The following is a 25,401-nucleotide window of genomic DNA, read 5'->3' as shown; positions in this document are numbered from 1 at the left end:
AAAGCGCAAGGCGGGCCTTGTGGCAACGCCGCCGAGTAAGGAGACGAAACGGAGGAGCGGTATGAAGATACGGGTGCTGATCGCAGACGACAACTCGTTTATCCGTGAGGGAATGCGAATTATTTTAAACAGCTTTGAGGAATTCGAGGTGGCGGAGACCGTGGAGGACGGACAAAAGGCGGTCGAGTACTGCCGGTCCAACCCGGTAGACATTGCGTTGCTGGACGTGCGGATGCCAAATATGAACGGGGTGGAAGCGACCCGGCTGCTGACGGAGGAAGGGCTGGCGAAGCCGCTGATCCTGACCACCTTCGACGACGATGAATACGTCATGGACGCGATCCGTTTTGGCGCGAAAGGATATTTGCTGAAAAATAACGACCCGGAACGCATTCGCGACGCGATCAAAAGCGTGTATTACGGCCACAACGTCTTGCAGGACGTGGTGCTGGACAAGCTCAAGCAGACGCTTGCCTCTGGCGGAGCTTCGGAGGAAGCGGAGGTGCCGCCTCCGCCGGAATCGGTGAGCGCGCAAGCGAATGCGACTGCATCGTCGGTGACTCCTGCTGCAGCTTCAACTCCGGTAGGCACCGGCCTGTCGCCAAGCGATCTGGAGCGGTTCACCGAACGGGAGCTGGAGGTCATGTCCCGAATTGCCAAGGGCTTGTCCAACAAGGAAATCGCGAAGGAAATTTTTATATCAGAGGGAACCGTAGCCAACTACATCACCTCGATCCTGAACAAAACCGGGCTGGAGCACCGCACGCAAATCGCCATTTATTACTTGACCGGGAGGGTCCGCTAGCTTATGGAACGGTGGAGCATCGGCAACAAGTGGCTCGTGCTGGGCCTGGCCATTGCTTTGATCTATGCGAGGGAAGCTTCCCCGTCCCCCTGGCTGATCTTGATCGTTTTACTTTATTTGGCCTTGGACCTCACGGCGCTTCTGCTTCCCAAATTGGCGTATCGAAATGCGCTGTACGGAGCGATGCTGATCTACTGCGCCTGTTGCGCGGTTTACGTCTCTCCCGAGTTCGTGCTGCTGCTGCCGCCAACCACCTATGAAATGGCAAAGGGAAAGAGCACGCTCATCGTTGCTGCGGCGCTGCTTGCAGTACCGCTGCTCTTCCTGAAAGGGACGCTGGCAGCGGTATACGCGTTTATCGTGATCATCAGCTTGCTTAACAGGCATCATGTCCGCCGCCTGCTGATGAGGTTAAGCCGGCAGGAGGAGCAGCTCGACAAGCTGCGTTTGACTCAGGATAAGCTGCGGAAGCGGCTGAACGACAATGAGGACTTCATTCGGGCTTCGGAATACACGTATAAGCTGGAAGAACGAAACCGTCTCTCCCAGGAAATTCATGATGGCGTTGGCCACTCCATGACTGGGGCGCTGATCCAGATGGAGGCCGCCAAGCGTGTGCTGCATACCGACCCGCCAGGGGCGGAGAAGCTGCTGCAGAATGCGATTGGCATTGCCCAGGAATCGATTGAACGTATCCGGCAAACGCTGAAGAACATGAAGCCTCCGGTGGAGCAGTTAGGGATCCATCGGTTAAAAAGCGCCGTAGAAGCCTTTGGCAACCGTTCCGGACTGCAGACCCTGGTCGTCCATAGCGGAGATCTGGAGAAGATTACACCGCTTTATTGGAAAATCATTTATGACAACGTGACGGAGGCGCTGACCAATACGGCCAAATACAGTGGAGCTACCTCCGTACAGGTCGAAGTGCGGGTTCTCGGCAAATGGATTCAAGCCGTCGTAACGGACAATGGCCGAGGACAAGCCAAGATCGTCAAAGGAATGGGCTTGATCGGTATGGAAGAGCGCGCGGCTGCGGTGAACGGCACGGTGATCGCAGACGGCACGCAGGGATTCAAGGTGACCACCTTAATTCCCTACGCACCTCCCGAATCATGAAGAACTTCATTGGCATGGGTCCGCCCCTAAGACAATATGAATTTTCTCATGCGCAAAGGATGAACTTATGCACTGACATAAGGGCATCCTTTTTTTCTACAATAAGGTCAAGAACGAAGCAGAATGGAGAGGTTGCAATGAACGTTTTAGAGATTCGCGGACTCACGAAAAAATTCGGCGACTTTATCGCAGTTGACAATATGTCCTTATCCGTGCGGGAAGGGGAGATCTTCGGATTTCTTGGATCCAACGGCGCCGGCAAAAGCACAACGATCAATCTGGCCGCTTCGCTGCTGCGTCCGACGAGCGGGGAGATCCGCATTTTGGATAAAGACATCAGCAAGCACAACCGCTTCGCCAAAATGAACCTAGGCATTGTTCCGCAGGATTTGGCGATTTACCAAGATATGACCGCTTACGAAAATGTGAAGTTCTTCGCCGGGTTGTACGGCTTGCGGGGAACGGAACTGAAGGAACGGGTAGAGGAAGCGCTGCGTTTTGTCGGTCTGGAGGATAAGGCGAAGAGCTTTCCAAAGAACTTTTCCGGCGGGATGAAACGGCGGCTGAACATCGCTTGTGCCATCGCGCATCGGCCAAAGCTGATCATCATGGATGAACCTACGGTCGGCATTGATCCGCAGTCGCGTAACTATATTCTCACCTCCGTCCGGAAGCTGAATGAAATGGGCTGCACGATCATTTATACGAGCCATTACATGGAGGAAGTTGAAGAAATCTGCTCCCGGATCGCCATTATCGATCATGGCAAAATTATCGCGGACGGCACGAAAGAGCAGTTGATCGCCACGATCACCGACATGAAGGAAGTGCGCATTGAACTGAAACAGGATGGCGAGGCGTTCTTGGGGCTAATCCGACGCTTGCCAGGGGTAAGGACGGTAACGGCGCATGAATCCGAAATTCGCATACACAGCGACCTGTCGGTGGATAACTTGAGCGGCATCCTGAAGCAGCTGATCGACGGCGGGGCGGTCATTCGTTCCGTCGAGGAGCAGGAGCCAAATCTGGAAACGGTGTTCTTGACGCTGACTGGACGCAACTTGCGTGACTAGGGCTGCGATCGTAAACCGATCGCTTTGGGAGGAGATTTGAGAAATGAATACATTATCGATTGCACTTAAGGAGCTTAAGCAGGAGGTCCGCAACCGTTGGACGTTGGTGTTTATGCTCGCTTTTCCGATTGTGCTGATCTTAATTCTAGGCACTGCCCTGACAAATGCCTTTGAGAGTACGGCCCAGATTGGGGATATTCGGGTGTTGGTGAAGGACAACGGTGAGAATCCGGCTTTAACGCAAGCCTTCAAGGCGTTTACCCAAGAGACGGCCGGTATGGGATTAACGTTCGAGCAATTGGCTCCGGGCGCAGACGCTCGGAAAGAGGTTGAAGCCGACCATTACGATGAGTACGTAGAACTGAGTGATCAAGGTGTGTTGCTCTATTTAAGCGGCCGGGATCCGATTCAAGGCAACGTCGTGCAAGGAATGCTGACAGCCTTTGCCCAGCAATACAACGCGATCATGGCCATTGAGAAGAACGCTCCCGGCCAGGCGGAAGGGGCGCTGGCAGCAGGTGCGGCGAATCAGCGGGAATATATCAAAGAGACTTCAATTGCAGCTGACCGTCAGCCGGGCTCCATCGATTATTACGCGATGGCGATGACCTCGATGATCGCTTTGTGGAGCTCGCTATCTGCAAGCCGGCTGATTACCGGGGAGATTCGCCAAGGGACCAGCATGCGGCTAGCAGCCTCTCCGGTTGCCAAGGGTGAGATTTTCGCCGGTAAAGTACTTGGTAACATGGTGACGAACCTGTTGTGCGTCATCCTCCTGATTCTCTTTAGTAAATTTGCCTTTAATGCTTATTGGGGAGAGCATCCGGGCGCGGTGATGGCAGTGCTAAGCTCGGAAGTAATCATGGCCGTCAGTCTGGGTCTCGCAGTAAGCTATGTGCTGAAAGAGGCGGCGACGCAAGGCGTGATCTTGATTTTTACTCAAGTCGCGGCATTCTTAGGAGGAGCGTACTTTCCGATGGGGGAACTTGGTCCGCTGGCGGCGGCAGCCAACTTGTCACCGGTTCGATGGGCGAACGTAGCGATTACGCAAATTATTTATAACAATCAAGTTTCGGCGATGTGGCCGGTCGTAGCTTTAAATTTAAGTTTAGGTATCGTGCTGTTGGCAGCGGCAGCCTGGATGATGCGGCGCAAGGAGGGCCTGTAACATGATTAAGGATATTTGGTGGTTGACGTCCCAAACGCTGCGGAAGACATTCCGCAAACGCAGTAATCTTATTTTATATGTAGCCCTGCCGCTGGCCGGAATCTTATTATCGTTGATGATTTATGGCAACGGGGGAGATGCCGGACTGCGAGTTGGCGTAGTGAATCAAGATGGGGATAAACCAATTGCAACGGATACGATTCGGTTTCTGGAAGGACTGGATCAAATTCGGTTGACGGAAGTGACGGAGGCGGAGCTTCGCGAGCAACTGGCCGCCGGTCAGCTGGACAGCGGTTTGGTCCTGGGTGTCGGTTACTCCGATAGCATCCTTGCCGGGGAGCCTGACCATATCGGAATTCAATCGGTCAAAGGCACAACGGTCACTGCTTACATGAAAGCGATGCTCTACAATTACACTGGGAATTTGGCAGCCCTAAGCCGGGTGGCTCAGGGAGACGAGGCGAAATTCGCCCAGCTTTACGAAGATTATCAACAATCCGGGATTACGTTCACCGTCCAGTCGGCTGACAGCTCTGTAGAGCAAAAGCATGCGATGACGTATCAAACGATTGGCTTCCTGATTATGCTGATGATGATGTCAGCCGTGAATTTGTCGGAGTTGATTCTGAAAAGCCGGGAGGACCGCACCTTCTTCCGTGTGATTTCCTCTCCGATCAACGCCAAGCATTTTGTGATTTCTAACTTGATCGTCAATTTCGTGGTGATGGCGGTACAGATTGTGGTCACCCTGTTTTTCCTGGAGGTCGTGTTCCACATCGATACTGGGATTCCGTTTGGGCGGATGGCGCTGCTTCTGATGCTGTTTGCGCTCGTATCGATCGGCCTGTCGCTCGTGATCGTCGTGTTCTCTAAGAACAGCGGCATCTCCAGCGCTCTGCAAAATATTATCGTGACGCCGTCCTGCTTGCTCGCGGGCTGCTTCTTCCCAAGCGAGATCATGCCGGAAGCGGTGCGGCGGATCTCCGAGTTCATGCCGCAGCACTGGGTGTTGCAGTCGATTGAAACGCTGCAGCAAGGCGTAGGCTTTGCTCAAATCTGGTTTAACCTGTCCGTACTTGCCGCGTTTGCCCTGGTTTTCTTCCTGCTGGCAGCCTATAAGATCGCACGGAACAACGATACGCGTAATTTCATTTAAAATATTCATTCGCCGGTGATGTACATCACAGTAACAGTATCAACCTGCTGTTATACTACAGTTAGCCGACATCCTATTTGCAAGCACCCCGCCGGACGTATTGGTGACAGAAAGAGTCGTTGCTTTTTCCGTCCAATACGTCCGTGCGTAAAGCCAACTCATTCTGTGAGGCGGCAGGGTGCTTCTTTTTTTTGCCTATTTTCGGTAAAATGAAACCTATCACAGAATCTGTTTAGGAGGCTTTCCGATGGACAACTGTTTGTTTTGTAAAATCGTCGAGGGGACGATCCCGTCGAACAAGGTGTATGAGGATGATCGCGTTCTTGTTTTCCACGATATTCAACCCGCTGCACCGGTACATGTGCTGATCATTCCTAAGAAGCATATCGCTTCCATGAATGACGTGGCTCCCGAAGATTTTGCTCTGATCGGCGAGATGCACCGTGTTGCGCAAGAAACCGCGAAGAAGCTAGGCGTTGCAGAGAGCGGGTACCGGCTGATCAACAACTGCGGACCCGACAGCGGACAAGCGGTCGCGCATCTGCATTACCATCTGATTGGAGGCGCCAAGCTGGGCGCGTTGGTGCAATCCTCTAGCTCTCACGCGCTCTAAAACTCCTTTTAGAATTTGGAAGAGAAAAAAGCCGGTGCTCAGGTTGACACCCTATTTCTCTTTCCCCTATAATGAAGTTTGATGAACCGTGTTATGCTCTTGGACGGTCTGGTCGGAGGGAGGGAAAACTGGTGTCTGAAACTAAAGTTCGCAAAAACGAGACAATTGATGCTGCACTTCGTCGCTTTAAACGTTCCATCGCGAAAGATGGAGTATTGGCTGAGGTGAAGAAACGTAAGCATTATGAAAAGCCAAGCGTAAAGCGCAAGAAAAAGTCCGAGGCTGCTCGTAAGAGAAAGTTTTAGGAGGATTTAATCAGCGATGAATCTTAGCGAGCGATTGAACGAAGATATGAAGCAAGCGATGAAGAGTCAAGACAAGTTCAAGCTCTCCACCATTCGAATGGTTCGTGCTACGATCAAGAATCTTGAGATAGATTTGAAAAGAACTTTGAACGATAATGAAGTGCTTGATATCCTAAGTCGTGAAATCAAACAGCGCAAAGATGCCCTCCAAGAATTTGAGAAAGCGGGTCGTGACGATCTTGCCGAGCAAGTGAAAGCGGAAGCGGAGATCCTTGCTGAGTACCTTCCCGAACAGCTAAGCGAAGAAGAAATTAAAGTCATTGTACAGCAGACCATCCAGGAAACCGGTGCTTCTTCGAAAGCCGATCTCGGGAAAGTGATGAGTGCACTGATGCCCAAGGTAAAAGGCCGGGCAGACGGTAAGCTCGTAAACCAGACGGTTCAACAGCTTTTGCCATAACTTCGAGAGACAAACACCTTTTACGATGTATTCGTAGAAGGTGTTTTTTCATGTGCGCCCGGCATGGGCGATAAGCAAACCCAGGACAAACGTGTCAAGCGGTTGAACCGCCGTATGCCGAACGGTACGTACGGTGTGGAAGGTCGGCTACTCAATTCATGGGTAGCCTCCTATCCGATTATATATCCCCCCCATGAAAGCCAAGGTTGCCGGCCTAAGCAACCTTGGCTTTTACTTCTCCTTTTCCATTCTCATAAATCCAAGCAGGGCCGCATAATTTGTACAGTAGGGGAAGGAGGATTGTCTCATATGAGCCGGTTTGTCCGCAAAATTCGCAAATGGACGGTCGATGCGCTCGACCTGCCCAGTGACCTTGTATTCGATTTGCCGAGGCTCACCTTAATTGGAGGTCAGCAGCTGTATATAGAAAATCATCGGGGCGTGGTCCACTTCTCTCCCGAAGCGCTGCATTTGGCGCTGAGTGAAGGAACGCTGGAAGTCGAGGGAAGCGGCTTGGTTATTAAAGCCATCATGCCCGAAGAAGTGGTCGTGGAAGGGCGGATCTTCGGCATTAAATATCGTGGAACGGGGGAATGAAGCGTGAAATCACCGGCCTTAAACCAGCTGAGAGGCATCGTTACCATCACGGTCCGCGGAGGATCGATCGAACAGCTTGTGAATGAGATATCTCACCAGGGCATCGACATTTGGGATGTCCAACCCTTGCCCGGAGGGCAAATGAACATGAAGATCGCGCTGCCCGACTTCTTTCGGCTGCGGCCGCTCTTGAAACGGACAGGCTGCCGAATGTCGGTTCAGGGACGCTCCGGGCTCCCGTTTGTGTTAGGCCGCGTATGGAAGAGGAAGGGGTTTATCGCCGGATTCGCTTTATTTGTTGCGGCGATTTTTTGCTTATCTTCGCTGGTCTGGGATGTCGAGGTAGTAGGGAACAAGGAGATTGCCTCCCAAGATATTCTTCAAGCGGCTAGACAAGAGGGCATTTATCCGTTTCAATGGATTTTTCGTTTGCCTGAGCAGGACAAGCTGTCTGCCGAACTCACCCGCAAGCTGCCGGGCACGTCCTGGGTTGGGGTTACCCGTACGGGGACAAAAATCACGATCCAAGTGGTGGAGGCGACCAAACCAAAGGACCAGAAACTGGTCAGCCCAAGCCATTTGATCAGCAAGCATGACGCGGTGATCACACATATTTATGTGGAAAAAGGTCAGCCGGAGGTCAGGAAAAACGATCGGGTGAAGAAAGGACAAGTGCTGGTGTCGGGATTCCAAGGCGGCAAGCTGGTCGTGCCCGTGGCGAAGATCCGCGGTATTGTCTGGCACGAGTATAACATCCAGGTACCGCTGGTATATAAGCAGAAGGTTTACACGGGAGAGCGCAAGCAACGGGGGTATTTATATTTTGGCAATACTGCGATTCAGTTAACCGGTTATGGCAAAGTGACTTATGCACAATCAGAGACGATGACCGATCAGGATCCGTTGACATGGCGCGGTTGGAAGCTCCCGATTGGCTGGATGACCGAGAAGGTGATGGAAACGACGGAGCTTGAGCTGAAACGGACGGAGGAACAAGCAAAACAGGAGGGAATTGAGCGAGCGAAGCGCGATATTCTGGCGAAGTACGGCACGGATAGCGTCATTCTGGATCAAAAAATTTTGCATGAGAAGGCGGACAATGGTAAAGTTTATATAAAAGTGCATTTCGAAGTAGAACAGAACATTTCGGAAGAAGTGCCGATAGTACAAGATCAAGGAGAATGAGGCTATTTGTCGGAACAACTGGTGAACATCAAATTACCGCTTCACAGTGCGGCTGAAGGACTCTCTTTGTTTGGCCCTCAGGATTCGTTCCTGAAATTAATTGAACAGCATTTACCAGCAAGCATTGTTTTGCGAGAATCGGAAATTACCATCCGCGGGGAACAACGTGAGGCGGAGAAGGTAGAGCAGTTGTTTGAAGTTTTGCTAGAACTGATTCGGAACGGATATATCTTGACCGAACGGGACGTGTTATATGCCGTCGATTTGGCTAAGGATTTCCGCGCGGATCAGCTGCTTGATTTATATAAAGGTGAAATTGCCATTACTTATCGCGGCAAGCCGATTCGGGTGAAGACGATCGGGCAGAAGCACTACGTTACGACGATTAAGAAACGGGACGTCGTCTTTGGCGTCGGCCCTGCCGGGACAGGCAAAACGTATTTGGCCGTTGTCCTCGCGATTAGCGCGCTCAAGGAAGGCTCGGTCAAACGGATTATTTTGACTCGTCCGGCGGTCGAAGCAGGGGAAAGCCTGGGATTCTTGCCTGGGGATCTCCAGGAGAAGGTGGATCCTTATCTGCGTCCCCTGTATGATGCATTGTACGATGTTATGGGACCGGAGCAGACCGCTAAGGCGCTGGAGCGCGGGTTAATCGAGATCGCGCCGCTTGCCTATATGCGGGGCCGGACGCTGGATGATTCCTTTATTATTTTGGACGAAGCCCAAAATACGACGCCGGAGCAAATGAAGATGTTCCTGACTCGGCTAGGCTTTGGTTCTAAAATGGTAATTACCGGGGACGTGACGCAAATCGACCTTCCCAAAGGGAAGAAATCCGGTTTGGTCGAAGCGAAGGCGATTTTGAGCGGAATCGAAGAGATCGGATTCGTCCAATTTGCCGAGTCCGACGTCGTTCGTCATTCGCTGGTCCAGAAGATTATTATGGCGTACGACCGCGCTGCCGAAAACCAAGGGTAAGCTTCCCAGACGTTGTTAGGGTTTACCATGTTCAGGAGGGCTGTCTAATATGACAAATGACGATCAGCAAAAGAAAAGCGCGTTACAATTCAGATTTGCAGGATGGAAGCATAGCACCAGCGTGCGTTATGTTCTGTTCGCGCTGCTTGTCGTTATGTTCTACGTCAGCTTGGCGCCCAAATTGTTGCCCGAAACGTATGACATTGCGGTAGGTTTGCCGAGCGAGAAGGAAATCTTGGCGCCGATGGACATTCCCGATACCAAGGCGACGCTGAAAGCGCAGGAGGAGGCTGCCGAGAAGGTGGGACAGGTCTACACTATCCTGCCGCTCCGCAACGAAACATTAGTCGCGCAAATGCTTGACCGGATCTTCCGCTTGAACCAGGACGACCAGGTTTCGGAAGAAGATAAGATTAAGATCTATCGCGAGGAGCTGCCGCAGCGCGTTAAGGATTATGTGCAGAACTTCATCATGAACAATCGGAATTCCAGCGTTTATTCGGCGACCTTGTTTGAGGAAGTGACCCAGCGCATTGATGAACAGCAATATCACATTTCGGAAGAGACGTTTATCAAGATCCCTCGCTTAACGGCAGAGGATATCAACGCGATGAAGCCGGTTGCTGCGGATATTGTGGCCCGGCTGACGGCGGATCCGATCGTTGAAGCGCAAACCGCACGGGCAAAAGTCGCGGAAATGGTCAGCACAAGCTCGCTAAGCAAAAGGACTGCACGCGAGGTTGTGCAGGAGCTTGCCCGTCTGTCCATCACCGCTAATAAGTTTTATGATGAAGAAGCAACGAAGGCGGCGAAGGTGGAAGCGCGCGAGAATACACCTACGGTATATATTAAGCAAGGGGATGTGCTCGTCCATAAGGGCGAAAGAATTACCCAGGAAATGTACACCCTGCTGGAGAAGAACGGCCTTCTCAAGGATGAGGTCGATTATTCACCGCAACTGGGGCTCGTTTTGCTGTCTTTGCTGATGGCGACCGGGCTGATTATGTTTATTCGTCAATCGGAAGGCGCCAGCCGGTTCAAATACAACAACGCGCAGTTCGTTATGCTGCTGCTAATTATTTTTATCACGATTGCTTCGATGCATGTCATCAACATTCTGCAGAGTGAACAGCAGGCTTTTATCGGGTATTTAGCCCCGATTGCCACCGGTGCGATGCTGATTACGCTGTTACTGGATTTGCCGCTCGCTTATCTCTGCTCCTTTTTGTTTAGCGTTCTGGCTAGCATCATTTTAAATCAGCGGCAAAGCGAAATGTTTGATTTTCAGTTTGGGTTCTTTGCTTTGGTGACTTCGTTTGCTGCGATTTTCGCGATTCACCGGGCCAGCCAGCGCTCTACACTGCTCAAGGCGGGGATTATGATCTGCTTGTTTGGCGCGCTGTCGATCTTTGCCCTGCAGCTGATTGATAATCAGGACTGGACGCAAACCAGCACGTTATATGCGCTTGGATTTTCCGTTGCTGGGGGATTGTTGACAACGATTTTGGTCATCGGCTTGATGCCGTTCTTCGAGGTCACCTTCGGCATCCTCTCGGCGCTTAAGCTGGTGGAGCTGTCGAACCCCAACCACCCGCTGCTGCGCAAGCTGTTGACGGAAACGCCGGGGACTTACCATCACAGTGTAATGGTGGGCAATCTGTCGGAGGCGGCAGCCGAAGCGATTGGTGCCAACGGACTGCTGTGCCGCGTCGGTTCGTATTATCACGATATCGGGAAGACGAAGCGGCCGAGCTATTTTATCGAAAATCAGAACAACATGGAAAATCCACACGACTTTATCGATCCGAAGTTAAGCAAATCGATTATTATCGCCCATGCCCGGGATGGGGTGGAGATGCAAAAGGAATATAAGCTGCCGAAGCCGATCCGGGATATTGCCGAGCAGCATCATGGAACGACGTTTTTGCATTATTTCTACCACAAGGCGCTGCGATTGGCGGAGGAACAAGGCGTTGAACCGGATTTCACGGAGGATGATTTCCGCTATCCGGGGCCTAAGGCTCAATCGAAGGAGGCCGCTGTGGTCGGGATTGCCGACAGTGTTGAGGCGGCCGTACGCTCCCTGCGCAAACCAACGGTGGAGCAGGTTGAGTCCATGATCGAGAAAATTATTAAGAGCCGCTTGGATGATCACCAGTTTAACGAATGTGATCTGACGATGCGGGAGCTCGATATCATCGCCCAAACGCTGAAGGAAACGGTAATGGGCATCTTCCATTCGCGGATTGAATATCCGGAGGAAGTCAAGAAGAGTAAAGAGAACGAGGAGAAGGACAGGGGGCAAAACGTAAATGGGCCTACAGCTGGCTTGGAGCAATGAACAGGATAAAATGGAGATCGGTCAAGATCTGATCGATCTCTTGGAGCGGGTGCTGCAGATCGCTGGACAAGCGGAAGGTATCACGGAAGGCGAAGTGGCGCTCACGTTCGTGGACGATGAGGCGATCCACGAATTAAACCGCGATTATCGCGGCATCGACCGGCCGACCGATGTGTTGTCGTTTGCGATGAACGAATCGCTGGAGGAAGAGCCGGAAATCGTCTATGAGCTGGAAGAAGACGAAGAGCTGGACGATATGACCGAAATGCTTGGAGATATCATCATCTCCGTGGAACGGGCCAAAGCGCAAAGTGAGGAGTACGGTCATTCGCTGGAGCGGGAAATCGGATTTCTGTTTGTGCACGGGTTCCTGCACCTGCTAGGTTACGATCATCAAGACGCGGTCAGCGAAGCGGAAATGATGGGCAAACAAGAAGCGGCGCTCGCCGAGGTGGGGCTTGTTCGCTAATGAAGCCGTCGCGCCGCTGGAGTTCATCTTTTCGATACGCGTTGGAGGGAATCGCTACTTCGCTAAGGACTCAGCGTCATGTGCGGTTCCATTGCGTCGCGGCGGTCATTGTGATTGCCGCGGCGATTGCGTTATCCCTTCCCGCGAGAGACGTAGCCTTATTGCTGCTCGTCATCGCCTTGGTTATTTCTCTTGAGCTCGTGAATACGGCGATTGAAGCCGTTGTAGATCTCGCAGCCCCTGAGTGGCATCGTCTTGGCAAGATCGCCAAGGATGCTGCAGCCGGGGCTGTACTGGTCGCTGCGGTTTTTGCCGTAGTGATCGGGATATTGATTTTTTACGAGCCATTGATGCGTTGTCTGGGGCTGCTGTAAGATTGGAGCCCGTAACTTATTTTTGCTTTGGTTGAAGGAGATGATATGGTTATGGATTACGGTCAATTGATGGAAGAAGCGATCGAAGCCCGCAAAGCGGCTTATATTCCGTATTCGGGATTCGGCGTTGGGGCAGCTCTGCTCGATAGCAAAGGACAGGTTCACCACGGTTGCAATGTCGAGAATGCGGCTTACTCCCCTGGGAACTGCGCGGAGCGTACCGCGATGTTTCGGGCGATTGCCGATGGGCATCGACCCGGGACGTTCCAAGCTATCGCCGTGGTTGCCGACACAGAGGAACCGGTTGCGCCTTGCGGGGTCTGCCGCCAGGTGCTGCTGGAGCTGTGCGGGCCGGACATGCCTGTCATCCTGGGCAATCTGAAGGGCGACATCCGTCAGACGACGGTACGGGAGTTGCTCCCCTACGCCTTCGGCCCCTCCCATCTGGAGGAGCAGAAGTAGTTCAAAAAGGCGGCTTCACGAAGCGGCGCGCTGATGCGGATTCGACGTTGAATCTTGGATTCAACTGGGCTTTCCGATCCTGACGTTACTCCAACCGCGATCGAACGCTCCTTGCAGTATCTCTAATGGAACTGAGAGACGTTATTTTGCTGTATAGAGGCGATTTGGAATTCTAACGGAACCAGGAGGCGTTATTTCGGACTTTTCACGGAAAATGGACGTCGTGAGTGCCGAATAAGGGCTCTGAGTTCCGTTAAAGCGGGAAATCGCCGGGAAATGGGCAAATAAGGTCATTACGTTCCGTTACGAACGGTTGGAGACACGGACCGGGAACGCGAACCAAACGGTCGATGAACCGAACCAAACGCTAGGGGACACAGCACACCGCGAAACCAAAGCGAACCACCACAGATTCTCACACAACACGAACTCACAGAACCAACACAGACCGATCCCGTCAGAAAAACGGATCAGGTCACACGAAAGGAACTCAATATATGGCAAAAGCAAAATTCAAATCCGGTTTTGTGGCGATTGTGGGACGCCCAAACGTGGGTAAATCCACGCTGATGAACCATATCATCGGGCAAAAGATCGCCATTATGTCCGATAAACCGCAAACGACGCGGAATAAAATCCACGGCGTCTATACCTCGGAAGAGATGCAGATCGTATTTCTGGATACGCCGGGGATTCATAAACGCCAATCCAAGCTTGGCGACTATATGAATACGACGGCGCTCAACACGCTTGGCGAAGTCGAGGCCGTGTTGTTCCTCGTTGATGCCGCAGAAGGATTGGGCGGCGGCGACCGCTTTATCATCGAACGGCTAAAGGATGTACGGACGCCGGTCATTCTGGTGCTGAACAAAATCGACCGCGTTGAGCCGGAGCAACTGCTGCCGTTGATTGAAGAGTACAGCAAGCTTTATCCATTCAGCGAAATCGTGCCGATTTCCGCAATGCTGGGGAACAACGTAAACCGGCTGCTGGAGCAGATCGGCAAATACCTGCCGGAAGGACCGCAGTATTATCCGGAGGATCAGGTCACGGACCATCCGGAGCAATTTGTCTGCGCCGAGCTGATCCGTGAGAAAATCTTGCATCTCACCCGCGAGGAAGTGCCGCACTCGATCGCTGTCACGATTGAAGATATGCGCGTGCAGGAGAACGGCGTGGTGTACATTTCCGCGGTCATTTTCGTCGAGCGTGATTCCCAGAAGGGGATCATTATCGGCAAGCAGGGGGCGCTGCTGAAGGAAGTAGGTAAGCTGGCCCGGCAAGATATCGAGAACCTGCTTGGATCGAAGATTTTTCTTGAGTTATGGGTGAAGGTGAAGAAAGACTGGCGTAACCAAGAACGGATCTTGAAGGACCTCGGGTTCCATAAGGACGCTTAAGGCGTAACGTTTAGTTCTAGCTTTATACTGGGAGTTATTGCAACGCATAGATCCCGTTCATGCGCACATCCTATTCTTTGTAGATGCAGGCGTCATTTCCGAAGAAAGGGTGAATACGAATGCGAGATTTTTCGTGGAAGTATTTTGCGATGACTGGAGATGTCGATGCTTACTTGCTTTATAAAGAAGCCAGCAGCGCGTATGAGGAGGAGGCTGCGGCTGCCGAAGAGCTGATTCTAGAGGCAGAAGCCGAGTAGTACGGATCTGGCGGGAGAGGCGAGTTTGGGGGAAACGAAATGCTCTACAGGGTGGAAGGAATCGTCATCCGCAGCATGGATTATGGGGAAGGCAATAAAATTATTACATTATGTACCGAAACGAGCGGCAAAATCGGGGTACTGGTGCGCGGCGCCAAGAAGGTGAAGAGCCGCCACGGGGCCCTGACTCAGCCTTTTACACATGGAGAATATGTGTTCTTCCGCCAAAACGGCGGTTTGGGCACCTTAAACCAGGGTGAGATGATTGAGTCTCACTTTTCTTTGCGTGAGGACCTATTTCTCGCGGCTTACGCTTCGTATGCCTGCGAGCTGTTGGACAAGACGCTGCAGGATGAAGAGGTGGGCAGCTTCTGGTTCACTCAACTGAAAGCTTGCCTGGATGGTTTATCGTCGGGCAAGGACCCGCAGATCGTCACCCACCTGTTCGAAATGAAAATCTTGCAGGCTGCAGGCTACGGTCCTTCGTTTGAAAGCTGCGTTTCCTGCGGGCGAGTTGACGATTCACCGTATGTCAGCCCGCGGCTAGGCGGGAGGCTCTGCCGATCCTGCCGTCACCAAGATCCGGCCGCGATGCAGGTCACACCGGGAGTGCTTAAATTGCTCATGTTATTTGAAAAAATGGACCTGCGCCGGCTCGGAAACGTAGAGGTCAAGGACGAGACGAAACGGGAGCTAAAGACCGTGATGCGCGCCTTCATGGATATGCAGCTTGGGATGAAGCTGAAATCACGCCATTTTCTCGATCAACTGGACAAGTATGAAATTTGACGAACGCGATAAAATTAGTTAATATATAAAAGAATTTCTCCCTCGAAGTGTCATTTTCAAGAGGGAGACTTGTGCGTTGAACGGGAAGAGTAACAAGAAGAAGTCTATGAACTCCTTTTTCTGAGTCGATGTTGGTGGATCAGGAGAGGAACAAGCGACCGGGGAGGGTGGGAGCCCGGATAGACGGTCTTGTGAAGCGGCAGCCCGGGAGCACAAACCGATCGTGAAAAGCGGATTTGCCGGCAATGGTCACCGATAGGAGGCCGCGGCAAATCAAGTAGGGTGGAACCGCGGGAACTTATAAGTATGAGGAAATGGCCTCTTACAGCTCTCGTCCCTACGTCTGACAGCAGGCGTAGAGGCGGGGGCTTTTTATTTCTCCCTTCTAGCCCATGCTTGCTGAACAAACCTGAAGGTTAGGAGATGAGGTTCGCCATGAGTATCAACTTTCAACAAATGATTTTGACGCTGCAGCAGTTCTGGGCAGAACAGAATTGCATCGTCGTGCAGCCGTATGACGTGGAAAAAGGGGCCGGTACGCTGAACCCGATGACTTTCCTGCGTTCGATTGGCCCTGAGCCGTGGAATGTGGCTTACGTGGAGCCTTCCCGGCGTCCAGCGGACGGGCGTTACGGGGAGAACCCGAACCGGCTGTACCAGCACCATCAGTTCCAGGTGATCATGAAGCCGTCGCCGGATAATATCCAGGAGATTTACTTGGAAAGTTTGAAACGGCTGGGCATCAATCCGCTGGAGCATGACATCCGGTTTGTCGAAGACAACTGGGAGCATCCGGGCTTGGGCGCATGGGGCCTCGGCTGGGAAGTTTGGCTAGACGGCATGGAAGTCACGCAGTTTACTTACTTCCAGCAAGTCGGCGGGATCGAAACGAATCCGGTAGCCGTAGAAATCACTTATGGGATGGAGCGTCTGGCCTCCTACATTCAAGACAAGGAGAACGTGTTTGAGCTCGAATGGGTGGATGGCACGACTTACGGTGATGTTTTCCATCAGGCCGAATATGAGCATTCCAAATACACGTTTGAAATCTCTGACGTGAAAATGCTGTTTACGCTGTTTAATATGTACGAGCAAGAAGCTAACAAAGCGATGGAGCAGCATTTGGTGTACCCGGCTTACGATTATGTGTTGAAATGCTCGCATACGTTTAACCTGCTGGATGCCCGCGGCGCGATCAGCGTCACCGAACGGACAGGGTATATTACGCGGGTGCGGAATTTGGCCCGTCAGGTTGCCGCAACTTACTTGGAGGAACGCGAGAAGCTTGGATTCCCGATGCTTCAGAAAGGGGGTGCTGCACGTGGCTAAGGACCTGCTGTTTGAAATTGGACTTGAAGAAATGCCGGCCCGGTTTATCCGCGCTGCGATGGAGCAATTAAAGGAGCGGACGGTGAAATGGCTGGAGGAATCGGTCATACAGCACGGAGCAGTCGAAGCTTATGCGACCCCTCGCCGATTGGCCGTTCTCGTCAAAGACGTGGCAGAGAAGCAAGAGGACGTGCATGAGGAGGTTAAAGGGCCTTCGCGTAAAATCGCCCTGGATGAAAACGGACAGTGGAGTAAAGCGGCGCTTGGCTTTGCCCGCAGCCAGGGTGCCAGCCCGGAACAGTTTACGTTCCGTGAGGTTGGCGGCACGGAGTATGTTTATGTCAGCAAAAGCCGGATGGGCGTAGAGACGTCCAGTCTTCTTGCCGAGGGATTGCTGGGCATTTTGCAGGCGATGAATTTTCCGAAGAACATGCGTTGGGGGAATTACGACTTTAAGTTCGTTCGCCCGATTCGCTGGCTGGTTGCGTTGTTCGGCAAAGACGTTATCGAGCTGGAAATCGCCGGGGTGAAGTCCGGCAATGTTACGCGGGGACACCGGTTCCTTGGAACGGAAACGGTGATCGAAGAGCCTGCAGCCTATGTGGAAACGCTGCGCAGCCAGCACGTGATCGCGGACGTCAATGAACGTCAAGCCTTGATTCAGAACCAAATCGAAGCCTTGGCCAAAGAAAAAGGCTGGCATATCGCCGTGAAAGAAGATTTGCTGGAGGAAGTATTGTTCTTGGTCGAGACGCCAACGGTGCTGTATGGTACGTTTGAGGAGTCGTTCCTGAACATTCCGCAGGAAGTGCTTATTACCTCGATGCGTGAGCATCAGCGCTACTTCCCGGTGCTGAATGCGCAAGGCAACCTGCTTCCTTACTTCGTCACAGTGCGTAACGGGAACAACACGTCGCTGGACGTGATTGCCCGCGGTAACGAGAAGGTGCTTCGTGCCCGCTTGTCCGACGCGAAATTTTTCTATGAGGAAGACCAGAAGCTGGCGATCAAGGACGCGTTGTCTAAACTGGAGAGCATCGTGTTCCATGAGGAGCTTGGCACGATCGGGGACAAAGTGCGCCGCATCCGTCGCAATACGGAGAAGCTGTCGGCGATGCTGAGGACGGATACCGGAACGGCCGAAGCTGCTGCGCGTACGGCTGAAATTTGTAAGTTTGACCTGGTTACCCAGATGGTTTACGAGTTCCCTGAATTGCAAGGGGTTATGGGTGAAGATTATGCCCGTAAAGCCGGCGAACCGGAAGTGGTGGCGAAAGGGATCTTTGAGCATTACCAGCCGCGATTTGCCGATGATGCCGTACCCGCTTCGACCGTTGGCTCGATCGTCAGCATCGCTGACAAAATCGACACGATTGTTGGATGCTTCTCGATTGGGATCATTCCAACCGGCTCTCAGGATCCGTACGGGCTGCGCCGTCAGGCTGCCGGCATCGTGCAGATCATTGTGGAGCATAAGCTGTCTGTTTCGCTCACTGACATTTTCAAGCTGGCGCTGGAAACGCATCAGCAATTCCGCGGGCTGAAACGCAGCGAAGATGAAATCATGAAGGATCTGATGGATTTCTTTGGCTTGCGTGTCAGAAAGACGCTTTCGGACGAAAACCTACGCTACGACGTCGTGGATGCCGTTCTGTCGGCAGGTTATGATGATGTCGTCTCCACGGTAGCTCGCGGCAAGGCGTTAATGGAAGCGGTGGATACGAAGGAAGAGTTCAAAGCAACTGTTGAATCGTTTGGACGGGTCAGCAACCTGGCGGCCAAAGCCACCGGAGAGAAGGTTCGCTCCGATCTGCTAAGCGAACCGGCGGAGCAAGCGCTGTATGAGGCATGGCGTTCGATCTCGGATAAATACCGGGAAACGCTGGCTTCCCGCGACGCGGTTGGTGCGCTGGAGCTGATCGGCGGGTTAAAAGATGCGATTACGGTCTTCTTTGATGCCGTCATGGTTATGGCCGAGGACGATGCGATCCGGACGAACCGGTTGGCATTGCTGGCGGCTATTGATGAAGATCTCAAAGCCTTTGCCGATTTCGGCAAACTGGTTTGGGCATAATCGAAGGCAATGAAGCAAAAGTGTGGCTGACGGCAAGCGAAGGGCTTGCCGTCAGCCATCCATCGCTATTCGGCACATATCGATGAGTTTCGGCACGGTCTTGTTTAGATTCAGGCATTTCGAGGTTATATTGTAATACATGGAGGCGTGGTGGATGCGGATCGTCGTCGATGGGGATTCCTGTCCGGTCAAGGCTGAAATTGTCGAAACGGCCGGCAGATTTGGTGTACCTGTGATCATGGTGGCCTCATATGATCATGTTCTGCAGCCGGAGCCGGGAGTGACGGTTGTCCAGGTTGATCGCAGCGGACAAAGCGCGGATATGTATATCGCCGCTCATGTAGAGAAGGGCGATATCGTTGTGACCCAGGACTACGGGCTGGCGGCATTGATCATTGCGAGAGATTGTCACGGGATATCTCCGCGCGGCGATATCTACCATCCGGGAAATATCGACTATTTGCTCGAACGCCGTCATCACCATGCGAAAGCAAGGCGGGCAGGGCACCGCGCCAAGGGCCCCAAGCCTTTTACCATCGAGGACCGTGAGCGGTTTACGGACGCTTTGTCAAAACTTTTGATTCGTTTGCAGGAGAATGTATAGTTTTAGCGAATTACTATTTACGTGTCACCCGAGAGCAGCAAAATGTCGGTGCTTTTGACATTTTGAGCGATACTCACGCGTGAAAGATGAAGGTGATTTGGATGAGTACCGGGCGTGGCATTCCGGAGGAAGTCATCGAGGCGGTTCTGCGTCAGCACGATATCGTCGATACGGTCAGCAAGCACGTTCATCTAACGAAGCAGGGGAAGTATTTGAAGGGGTTATGCCCGTTCCATTCGGAGAAGACCCCGTCGTTTACAGTCACACCCGAACGCCAAATTTTCCATTGCTATGGCTGCGGCAAAGGCGGAAATGCCATCAAATTCAGGATGGAAATCGAAGGATTAACCTTTCCCGAAGCTGTCAGAATCATGGCGGACGAGGCGCATATCCCTTACGAGGATAAGGGCAGAGGTTACGCCGATACCCCGCGTAACCGGGAGTTGGAAGAGCTGCTGCAGGCCCATGAGTGGTCCTCCAAGCTTTATCATTATTTGCTCAAGAACACCGAATACGGAAAGCCGGCGATGGAATATTTGAAATCCCGCGGCTTTACCGACAAGGCCATCGATACGTTCCAGATTGGTTACGCACCCGCCAGATGGGATACGCTCGTCCAGTTTTTGGACAAGAGATCATTTAATCTGGAAACGATGGAGAAGGGTGGATTGCTGTCATCGAAGCAGGACGGTTCCGGTTACGTGGATCGCTTCCGCGACCGGGTCATCTTCCCATTGCACAACCGAAACGGCAAAGTGATTGCGTTTGCGGGCAGAGTGCTCGGCGACGGGCAACCGAAATACTTAAATTCGCCGGAAAGTAAGCTGTTTACGAAGAGCCGTGTTCTTTACAATTTGCATCAAGCCAAGAACGAGATCCGCAAGACGGGCCAAATCGTCCTGTTTGAGGGTTACGGCGATGTCATCAGCGCATGGGAAGCCGGAGTTCACAACGGTGTCGCCACCATGGGGACCGCTTTGACGGAACACCATGCGGCGATCATGCGGAGCCTTGCCGATGAGGTATTGGTCTGCTATGACGGAGACTCCGCCGGTCAGGCTGCAGCCTTAAAGAGCATCCCGATCCTCGAAGGCGCAGGATTCTCCCAGGTAAAAATCGCAATGCTCAGCGAAGGGCTGGACCCTGATGAATTTATCCAAAAGTACGGAGCCGAACGGTTCCGCCATCAAGTTTTGGATGGTGCGGTATCTTCCGTTAAATTTAGGCTTATATATCTGAGAAAAAACCATATACTGCTAGAAGAAGACGGAAAGATCGCTTATATCAAAGAGGCGATGCCGATTATTGCGGCGCTCTCCTCCCCAAGCGAACGCGAAATTTATTTGAAGGAGCTCTCCGCCGAATTGCAGGTGTCCTTCGACAGCTTGAAGCAAGAGTGTAACGAGCTGAGAACGGCTATGCAAAAAAAGGCAAATGCCGGGGATAATAAGCCCGAAAGGTGGAATAATGGTAGGCATAAAAAAGGGCAGGCATCCATGCCGACGTTGCTGCCCGCTTTTCATGTGGCGGAACGGAGACTGCTTTCATTCATGCTGCAGGACGAAGAGGTGTCCCGCTATGTAGGCGAACGCCTTGGGACGAACTTTAACATCGAAGATCATGTGGCGATTGCCGCTTATCTATACGCCTATTACGCGCAAGGGAAACCCCCGGATGCCAGCCGTTTCATTTCCTCACTTCAAGATGAGCGGCTAGAGCAGACGGTCATCTCGATCGCGATGATGGATACACCGGCCGAATGGACAACACAGGAGCTGGACGATTGTATCCGTGAAATTCAGAAGGTGCCGCTGCTGGAGCAGATCAAACGTAAGAAAGAGGAAATGGTTTCGGCCGAACGGGCCGGTGACTATTTGCGTGCGGCGCAAATTGCAAGTGAGATTATTGCCCTAGAGAGACAGTAAGACGAACGGACTTTCGATGATGTTTCTAGGGAGGAGGGAGCCAGAAATGACGAATGAACAACATACTGAACTAGAAACGGAACTCACCTTGGATCAGGTAAGGGATCAATTGATCGAACAAGGGAAGAAAAGATCATCCTTAACTTATAAAGAAATTATGGAGAAGCTTTCGCCATTCGATCAGGATCCCGAGCAAATGGACGAGTTTTTTGAACAATTGGCCGATCTCGGCATCGATATTACCGGTGACGGCGACGATGATCATCGGAGCCGCGGCGATGGAGACGACTCGCATGACGATGATTTTAATTATGACGACGACCTCTCGCTTCCTCCGGGAATCAAGATTAACGATCCAGTTCGGATGTATCTGAAGGAAATCGGACGTGTCCCGCTGCTGTCGGCGGACGACGAAATGGAGCTGGCCAAACGGATCGAAAACGGGGACGAAGAGGCAAAGCGGCGCTTGGCTGAAGCCAACCTGCGGTTGGTTGTCAGCATCGCCAAACGTTATGTTGGTCGCGGCATGCTGTTCTTGGACTTGATCCAAGAAGGAAATATGGGCTTGATTAAAGCCGTGGAGAAATTCGACCACAAGAAAGGCTTCAAATTCAGTACCTATGCCACCTGGTGGATCCGTCAGGCCATTACCCGTGCGATTGCCGACCAGGCCCGAACGATTCGGATTCCGGTTCATATGGTCGAAACGATCAACAAGCTGATTCGGGTATCCCGGCAGCTGCTGCAAGAGCTGGGACGCGAACCTGCTCCGGAAGAAATCGCTGCGGAGATGGATCTTAGCGTGGAGAAGGTCCGGGAGATCATGAAGATCGCCCAAGAGCCGGTTTCGCTGGAAACGCCGATCGGGGAAGAGGACGACTCCCATCTTGGCGACTTTATCGAAGACCAGGAAGCCTTGGCGCCAGCCGACGCAGCGGCTTACGAGCTGCTGAAAGAACAGCTGGAGGATGTACTGGACACGCTCACTGAACGCGAAGAGAACGTGCTCCGTTTACGGTTTGGACTGGACGACGGACGTACAAGAACCCTTGAGGAAGTGGGGAAAGTCTTCGGCGTAACGCGGGAGCGTATCCGGCAAATCGAAGCGAAAGCGCTCCGTAAGCTGCGCCATCCTAGCCGCAGCAAGCGGTTGAAGGACTTCCTCGAATAGGCGTCATCGCCTGCAATCTTGACCTTCTGCAGCCAAGCAGCAAGGTCATTTTTGTTACAGCGGCGCTTTATGGACGTAGACCCGGAAGCAGGTCGATAACGGCTCTGATGTCCGTTAAGCGTCGTCCCTTTCTTTTGGAATAATTTCCTTCTTTTTCTTTATTGTTTTTTATTTTACCGTTTTTCCCTGGGCATTGCAAATCGCTGTGGAGCTGCTTTCCGCGGTATGTGATGCCCTGGCACTTTATTATCGATCGCTATGTGGCATATCTGCTATTGTTGTGAATTAAGGAAAAAATGGGTGGTGTGGATAACGACATGAAATTGTCAGCTAGATTGCAGCTTATTGCCGACTGGCTTCCGGCCGGATGCCGGTTTGCCGATATCGGTTCAGACCACGCGCTGCTGCCCGTGGCTGCCGTGCGCAGTGGACAAGCGGTCTTCGCCGTCGCCGGCGAAGTGAACGACGGCCCGCTGGAAGCGGCACGCCGTCAGGTGGCTGAAGCCGGGGAGACGGCGCGGATCTCTGTCCGCAAAGGGGACGGACTCGCCGTGATTGCACCCGGCGAAGTTGACGTGATCACCATCGCCGGGATGGGCGGGGCGCTGATCTCCTCCATTCTCGATGCCGGCCAAGCGAAGCTGGCCGGTGTCAAGCGGCTCGTGCTGCAGCCGAACGTTGGCGGAGAATTTGTCCGCCGCTGGTTGCTCGAGCACGATTGGTATTTGGCCGAAGAGGCGATCTTGGAGGAGGACGGCAAAATTTACGAAGTGCTGATGGCCGAAGCCCAGCCGGATGCCGAGGTCCGGAACGCTGAGCTGTACCGTGAACGCCAGCTGGCGGGAGGCCGGGTCAGCTTGACTCGCGAGCTCCTGCTCATGATGGGGCCTCGATTAACCGCGGCCCCCAATGAAGTCTTTTTCAGGAAATGGGAATCAGAGCTTCGTAAGCTGGAGGGGATCCGCCGGTCGGTGGCTTCCTCAACGCTGGAGGCATCCCGTCAGAAGGAAGCGGAGCTTACCCGGTTATCGGAGCAGTTAAAGGAGGTGCTGGCATGTTTGCCAAAGGACAAACAGTAGTGCAATACATGGAGCAGCTGGCTCCTAAGCATGTGGCGATGGAGGGGGACAAAATTGGCCTCCAACTAGGCAGCCTGCAGAAGGAAATTCGGGGCGTGCTCGTAGCATTGGACGTGAATGAGGAGGTTGTAGACGAGGCAATTGCCTTAGAGGCGGATCTGATTGTCGCCCATCATGCCATCATTTATCGTCCGCTGGCTCATTTGCAGAGCGACACGCCGATGGGCAAGGTGTACGAGAAGCTGATCAAAAACGATATCGCGGTATATATCGCGCATACGAACCTCGACGTCACGGACGGCGGGATGAACGACTGGATGGCGGAAGCACTGGGCATCGAAAGCGCCGGTTCGCTTGAAGATGTGCATACGGACAACCTGTATAAACTGGTCGTATTTGTGCCCAAGGATCACCACGAGCCGGTGCTTCAGGCGATGTTGAACGCAGGGGCAGGCCACATCGGTAACTACAGCCACTGCAGCTTCAACCTCGAAGGCTTCGGCACGTTTAAGCCGGGAGAAGGGACCGCCCCGTATATCGGCAGCCAAGGCAAGCTGGAGCGGGTCGAGGAGGTACGCATCGAAACCGTTGTGCCGCAGAGCCTGCGCAACAAGGTCATTCAAGCGATGCTGAAGCAGCATCCGTATGAAGAGGTAGCCTATGATCTGTATCCTATGGATTTGAAGGGGCGCACTTTTGGACTTGGACGGGTTGGGAAGCTAACGGAGCCTGTTACGCTCCGGGACTTCGTGCAGCGCGTCAAAGAGCGACTGGACGTGCCGATGGTTCGAGTTGTCGGGGATTTGGACCGGCCGATTCGCAAAGCTGCAGTCTTGGGCGGTTCAGGCGGACGGTATTGGAAAAATGCCCAATTCCGCGGGGCGGACGTGCTCGTCACCGGGGACGTAGATTACCATACCGCACAGGATGCCTGGATGGCAGGGGTTGCGATCGTCGACCCGGGGCATAATGCGGAGAAGATCATGAAGCCTCGCGTTGCTGCTTGGCTGACTGAAAAATTAAGCGAAGACAAATATGCAACCCGGGTACATGCTTCCCAGGTCAACACCGAGCCGTTTCGATTTATGTAAAAGGGCGTCTGGGACCTACGAATATCCGTCTCCAAAGCTGGCAGGAAACGTCAGCCTTACCGGAAAAGCGCTCTTGTCAGCGGACGGCAATGTCTGTATACTAACTAGTGTTGCCTTACGAAAGTTTGACAGACAATCGCCGGCGGCTGCAAAGCCGCGGGAGGAAAGTCCGGGCTCCACAGGGCAGGGTGCTGGATAACGTCCAGTCAGCGCGAGCTGAAGGATAGTGCCACAGAAATGGACCGCCGATGGACTTCTCCACTTCGTGGAGGGGTCACAGGCAAGGATGGAACCGAGGTGTAAGAGACCCCGAGGAACGCTGGCGACTTCGTTCCTGGTAAACCCCACCTGGAGCAAGACCTAATGGGACGCAGCTTCTTTGCGAAGCGGCCTTTGCCCGAGGCGCGTCCGGGTTGGTTGCTGGAGCCGCTCAGTAATGTGCGGCCTAGATAGATGATTGTCACTCAAGGCGGGAGGGTGGTTCCCGTTATACCGCAACGAGTACAGAACCCGGCTTATGGCAAACTTTCATCACTAAAGGGAACATGACTTATATCAATGTCAAAGCCTCCGCATCGCT

Annotated in this window: 25 protein-coding genes and 1 other RNA gene; all 26 read left to right on the top strand. The window is 52.8% G+C overall.

All coding sequences use genetic code 11. From position 1 onward, the window contains the following. Window positions 1-61: 61 nt before the first annotated feature. Complete coding sequence (locus tag M3G15_RS06935) at window positions 62-805, top strand: response regulator transcription factor (RefSeq protein WP_260070467.1); 744 nt, start codon at window positions 62-64, stop codon at window positions 803-805. Between the two features lie 3 nt (window positions 806-808). Then, a complete protein-coding gene (locus tag M3G15_RS06930) occupies window positions 809-1,921 on the top strand; it encodes a sensor histidine kinase (protein WP_260070466.1) in 1,113 nt (370 codons plus the stop codon). Between the two features lie 137 nt (window positions 1,922-2,058). Further along, window positions 2,059-2,994 carry an ABC transporter ATP-binding protein gene (locus M3G15_RS06925; protein WP_260070465.1) on the top strand — a complete coding sequence of 312 codons (936 nt, stop codon included), beginning with the start codon at window positions 2,059-2,061 and terminating at the stop codon, window positions 2,992-2,994. Between the two features lie 43 nt (window positions 2,995-3,037). Further along, the gene (locus tag M3G15_RS06920) at window positions 3,038-4,162 is read left to right on the top strand and encodes an ABC transporter permease (protein ID WP_260070464.1); all 1,125 of its coding nucleotides are present in this window, start codon (window positions 3,038-3,040) and stop codon (window positions 4,160-4,162) included. 1 nt (window position 4,163) lies between these two features. Then, the gene (locus M3G15_RS06915; RefSeq protein WP_260070463.1) at window positions 4,164-5,318 is read left to right on the top strand and encodes an ABC transporter permease; all 1,155 of its coding nucleotides are present in this window, start codon (window positions 4,164-4,166) and stop codon (window positions 5,316-5,318) included. A gap of 247 nt (window positions 5,319-5,565) precedes the next feature. Then, entirely contained in the window at window positions 5,566-5,931 is a 366-nt protein-coding gene (locus M3G15_RS06910; protein WP_009225544.1) for a histidine triad nucleotide-binding protein, read from the top strand. 131 nt (window positions 5,932-6,062) lie between these two features. Continuing rightward, window positions 6,063-6,236, top strand: coding sequence for a 30S ribosomal protein S21 (gene rpsU / locus M3G15_RS06905; protein ID WP_005547957.1), 174 nt, complete (start codon window positions 6,063-6,065; stop codon window positions 6,234-6,236). A 16-nt stretch (window positions 6,237-6,252) separates the two neighbouring features. Beyond that, on the top strand, window positions 6,253-6,696 hold the full coding sequence (locus M3G15_RS06900) for a GatB/YqeY domain-containing protein (protein ID WP_009225545.1): 444 nt from the start codon (window positions 6,253-6,255) through the stop codon (window positions 6,694-6,696). Window positions 6,697-7,005: 309 nt separating this feature from the next. Further along, window positions 7,006-7,293 carry a sporulation protein YqfC gene (gene yqfC / locus M3G15_RS06895; RefSeq protein WP_009225546.1) on the top strand — a complete coding sequence of 96 codons (288 nt, stop codon included), beginning with the start codon at window positions 7,006-7,008 and terminating at the stop codon, window positions 7,291-7,293. Between the two features lie 3 nt (window positions 7,294-7,296). Further along, complete coding sequence (gene yqfD / locus M3G15_RS06890; protein WP_009225547.1) at window positions 7,297-8,478, top strand: sporulation protein YqfD; 1,182 nt, start codon at window positions 7,297-7,299, stop codon at window positions 8,476-8,478. 6 nt (window positions 8,479-8,484) lie between these two features. Then, complete coding sequence (locus M3G15_RS06885; RefSeq protein ID WP_009225548.1) at window positions 8,485-9,456, top strand: PhoH family protein; 972 nt, start codon at window positions 8,485-8,487, stop codon at window positions 9,454-9,456. Window positions 9,457-9,505: 49 nt separating this feature from the next. Continuing rightward, complete coding sequence (locus M3G15_RS06880; protein ID WP_009225549.1) at window positions 9,506-11,797, top strand: HD family phosphohydrolase; 2,292 nt, start codon at window positions 9,506-9,508, stop codon at window positions 11,795-11,797. Continuing rightward, window positions 11,769-12,266 (top strand): rRNA maturation RNase YbeY, encoded by a 498-nt coding sequence (ybeY, locus tag M3G15_RS06875; protein WP_009225550.1) that lies wholly within the window; start codon window positions 11,769-11,771, stop codon window positions 12,264-12,266. Before M3G15_RS06880 ends, ybeY begins: the two co-directional genes overlap by 29 nt. Further along, window positions 12,266-12,640 (top strand): diacylglycerol kinase family protein, encoded by a 375-nt coding sequence (locus M3G15_RS06870; RefSeq protein WP_009225551.1) that lies wholly within the window; start codon window positions 12,266-12,268, stop codon window positions 12,638-12,640. The genes ybeY and M3G15_RS06870 overlap by 1 nt, the downstream gene beginning before the upstream one ends. 51 nt (window positions 12,641-12,691) lie before the next feature. Beyond that, window positions 12,692-13,102, top strand: a complete 411-nt coding sequence (gene cdd, locus M3G15_RS06865) for a cytidine deaminase (protein ID WP_036645588.1) — start codon at window positions 12,692-12,694, stop codon at window positions 13,100-13,102. A 497-nt stretch (window positions 13,103-13,599) separates the two neighbouring features. Next, entirely contained in the window at window positions 13,600-14,502 is a 903-nt protein-coding gene (era, locus tag M3G15_RS06860; RefSeq protein WP_009225553.1) for a GTPase Era, read from the top strand. Window positions 14,503-14,621: 119 nt separating this feature from the next. Beyond that, window positions 14,622-14,759 carry a YqzL family protein gene (locus M3G15_RS06855; RefSeq protein ID WP_009225554.1) on the top strand — a complete coding sequence of 46 codons (138 nt, stop codon included), beginning with the start codon at window positions 14,622-14,624 and terminating at the stop codon, window positions 14,757-14,759. A 39-nt stretch (window positions 14,760-14,798) separates the two neighbouring features. Then, on the top strand, window positions 14,799-15,548 hold the full coding sequence (recO, locus tag M3G15_RS06850) for a DNA repair protein RecO (protein WP_260070462.1): 750 nt from the start codon (window positions 14,799-14,801) through the stop codon (window positions 15,546-15,548). Window positions 15,549-15,989: 441 nt separating this feature from the next. Further along, window positions 15,990-16,877 carry a glycine--tRNA ligase subunit alpha gene (glyQ, locus tag M3G15_RS06845; RefSeq protein WP_036645656.1) on the top strand — a complete coding sequence of 296 codons (888 nt, stop codon included), beginning with the start codon at window positions 15,990-15,992 and terminating at the stop codon, window positions 16,875-16,877. Beyond that, the gene (glyS, locus tag M3G15_RS06840) at window positions 16,870-18,951 is read left to right on the top strand and encodes a glycine--tRNA ligase subunit beta (RefSeq protein WP_260070461.1); all 2,082 of its coding nucleotides are present in this window, start codon (window positions 16,870-16,872) and stop codon (window positions 18,949-18,951) included. Before glyQ ends, glyS begins: the two co-directional genes overlap by 8 nt. Window positions 18,952-19,105: 154 nt before the next feature. Then, window positions 19,106-19,555, top strand: coding sequence for a YaiI/YqxD family protein (locus M3G15_RS06835; RefSeq protein ID WP_036645591.1), 450 nt, complete (start codon window positions 19,106-19,108; stop codon window positions 19,553-19,555). 101 nt (window positions 19,556-19,656) lie between these two features. Continuing rightward, window positions 19,657-21,480, top strand: coding sequence for a DNA primase (gene dnaG / locus M3G15_RS06830; RefSeq protein WP_260070460.1), 1,824 nt, complete (start codon window positions 19,657-19,659; stop codon window positions 21,478-21,480). Between the two features lie 46 nt (window positions 21,481-21,526). Next, entirely contained in the window at window positions 21,527-22,651 is a 1,125-nt protein-coding gene (gene rpoD, locus M3G15_RS06825; RefSeq protein ID WP_009225560.1) for an RNA polymerase sigma factor RpoD, read from the top strand. 317 nt (window positions 22,652-22,968) lie between these two features. Further along, window positions 22,969-23,730: a tRNA (adenine(22)-N(1))-methyltransferase gene (locus tag M3G15_RS06820; protein WP_036645658.1), complete on the top strand. Its 762-nt coding sequence runs from the start codon at window positions 22,969-22,971 to the stop codon at window positions 23,728-23,730. After that, entirely contained in the window at window positions 23,706-24,821 is a 1,116-nt protein-coding gene (locus tag M3G15_RS06815) for a Nif3-like dinuclear metal center hexameric protein (RefSeq protein WP_009225562.1), read from the top strand. The genes M3G15_RS06820 and M3G15_RS06815 overlap by 25 nt, the downstream gene beginning before the upstream one ends. A 120-nt stretch (window positions 24,822-24,941) precedes the next feature. Beyond that, window positions 24,942-25,354: RNase P RNA component class A (gene rnpB, locus M3G15_RS06810), an RNA gene on the top strand. Window positions 25,355-25,401: the final 47 nt, after the last annotated feature.

Origin of the sequence: Paenibacillus sp. p3-SID1389 (genome assembly GCF_025151705.1) — a bacterium.
In the GTDB taxonomy this organism is placed as follows: domain Bacteria; phylum Bacillota; class Bacilli; order Paenibacillales; family Paenibacillaceae; genus Fontibacillus; species Fontibacillus phoenicis.
Note: the sequence above shows the minus strand (reverse complement) of the source record. Positions and strands in the feature narration are given on the sequence as shown.

Excerpts from the sequence above, each read along its gene's own strand:
- M3G15_RS06915 (WP_260070463.1), top strand. The coding sequence starts at position 4,164 with ATGATTAAGGATATTTGGTGGTTGACGTCCCAAACGCTGCGGAAGACA.
- ybeY (WP_009225550.1), top strand. The coding sequence starts at position 11,769 with ATGGGCCTACAGCTGGCTTGGAGCAATGAACAGGATAAAATGGAGATC.
- M3G15_RS06935 (WP_260070467.1), top strand. The coding sequence starts at position 62 with ATGAAGATACGGGTGCTGATCGCAGACGACAACTCGTTTATCCGTGAG.
- M3G15_RS06855 (WP_009225554.1), top strand. The coding sequence starts at position 14,622 with ATGCGAGATTTTTCGTGGAAGTATTTTGCGATGACTGGAGATGTCGAT.
- M3G15_RS06930 (WP_260070466.1), top strand. The coding sequence starts at position 809 with ATGGAACGGTGGAGCATCGGCAACAAGTGGCTCGTGCTGGGCCTGGCC.
- M3G15_RS06820 (WP_036645658.1), top strand. The coding sequence starts at position 22,969 with ATGAAATTGTCAGCTAGATTGCAGCTTATTGCCGACTGGCTTCCGGCC.
- M3G15_RS06900 (WP_009225545.1), top strand. The coding sequence starts at position 6,253 with ATGAATCTTAGCGAGCGATTGAACGAAGATATGAAGCAAGCGATGAAG.
- M3G15_RS06835 (WP_036645591.1), top strand. The coding sequence starts at position 19,106 with ATGCGGATCGTCGTCGATGGGGATTCCTGTCCGGTCAAGGCTGAAATT.
- yqfC (WP_009225546.1), top strand. The coding sequence starts at position 7,006 with ATGAGCCGGTTTGTCCGCAAAATTCGCAAATGGACGGTCGATGCGCTC.
- dnaG (WP_260070460.1), top strand. The coding sequence starts at position 19,657 with ATGAGTACCGGGCGTGGCATTCCGGAGGAAGTCATCGAGGCGGTTCTG.
- M3G15_RS06880 (WP_009225549.1), top strand. The coding sequence starts at position 9,506 with ATGACAAATGACGATCAGCAAAAGAAAAGCGCGTTACAATTCAGATTT.
- M3G15_RS06920 (WP_260070464.1), top strand. The coding sequence starts at position 3,038 with ATGAATACATTATCGATTGCACTTAAGGAGCTTAAGCAGGAGGTCCGC.
- rpoD (WP_009225560.1), top strand. The coding sequence starts at position 21,527 with ATGACGAATGAACAACATACTGAACTAGAAACGGAACTCACCTTGGAT.
- recO (WP_260070462.1), top strand. The coding sequence starts at position 14,799 with ATGCTCTACAGGGTGGAAGGAATCGTCATCCGCAGCATGGATTATGGG.
- cdd (WP_036645588.1), top strand. The coding sequence starts at position 12,692 with ATGGATTACGGTCAATTGATGGAAGAAGCGATCGAAGCCCGCAAAGCG.
- M3G15_RS06815 (WP_009225562.1), top strand. The coding sequence starts at position 23,706 with ATGTTTGCCAAAGGACAAACAGTAGTGCAATACATGGAGCAGCTGGCT.
- M3G15_RS06910 (WP_009225544.1), top strand. The coding sequence starts at position 5,566 with ATGGACAACTGTTTGTTTTGTAAAATCGTCGAGGGGACGATCCCGTCG.
- era (WP_009225553.1), top strand. The coding sequence starts at position 13,600 with ATGGCAAAAGCAAAATTCAAATCCGGTTTTGTGGCGATTGTGGGACGC.
- M3G15_RS06925 (WP_260070465.1), top strand. The coding sequence starts at position 2,059 with ATGAACGTTTTAGAGATTCGCGGACTCACGAAAAAATTCGGCGACTTT.
- M3G15_RS06870 (WP_009225551.1), top strand. The coding sequence starts at position 12,266 with ATGAAGCCGTCGCGCCGCTGGAGTTCATCTTTTCGATACGCGTTGGAG.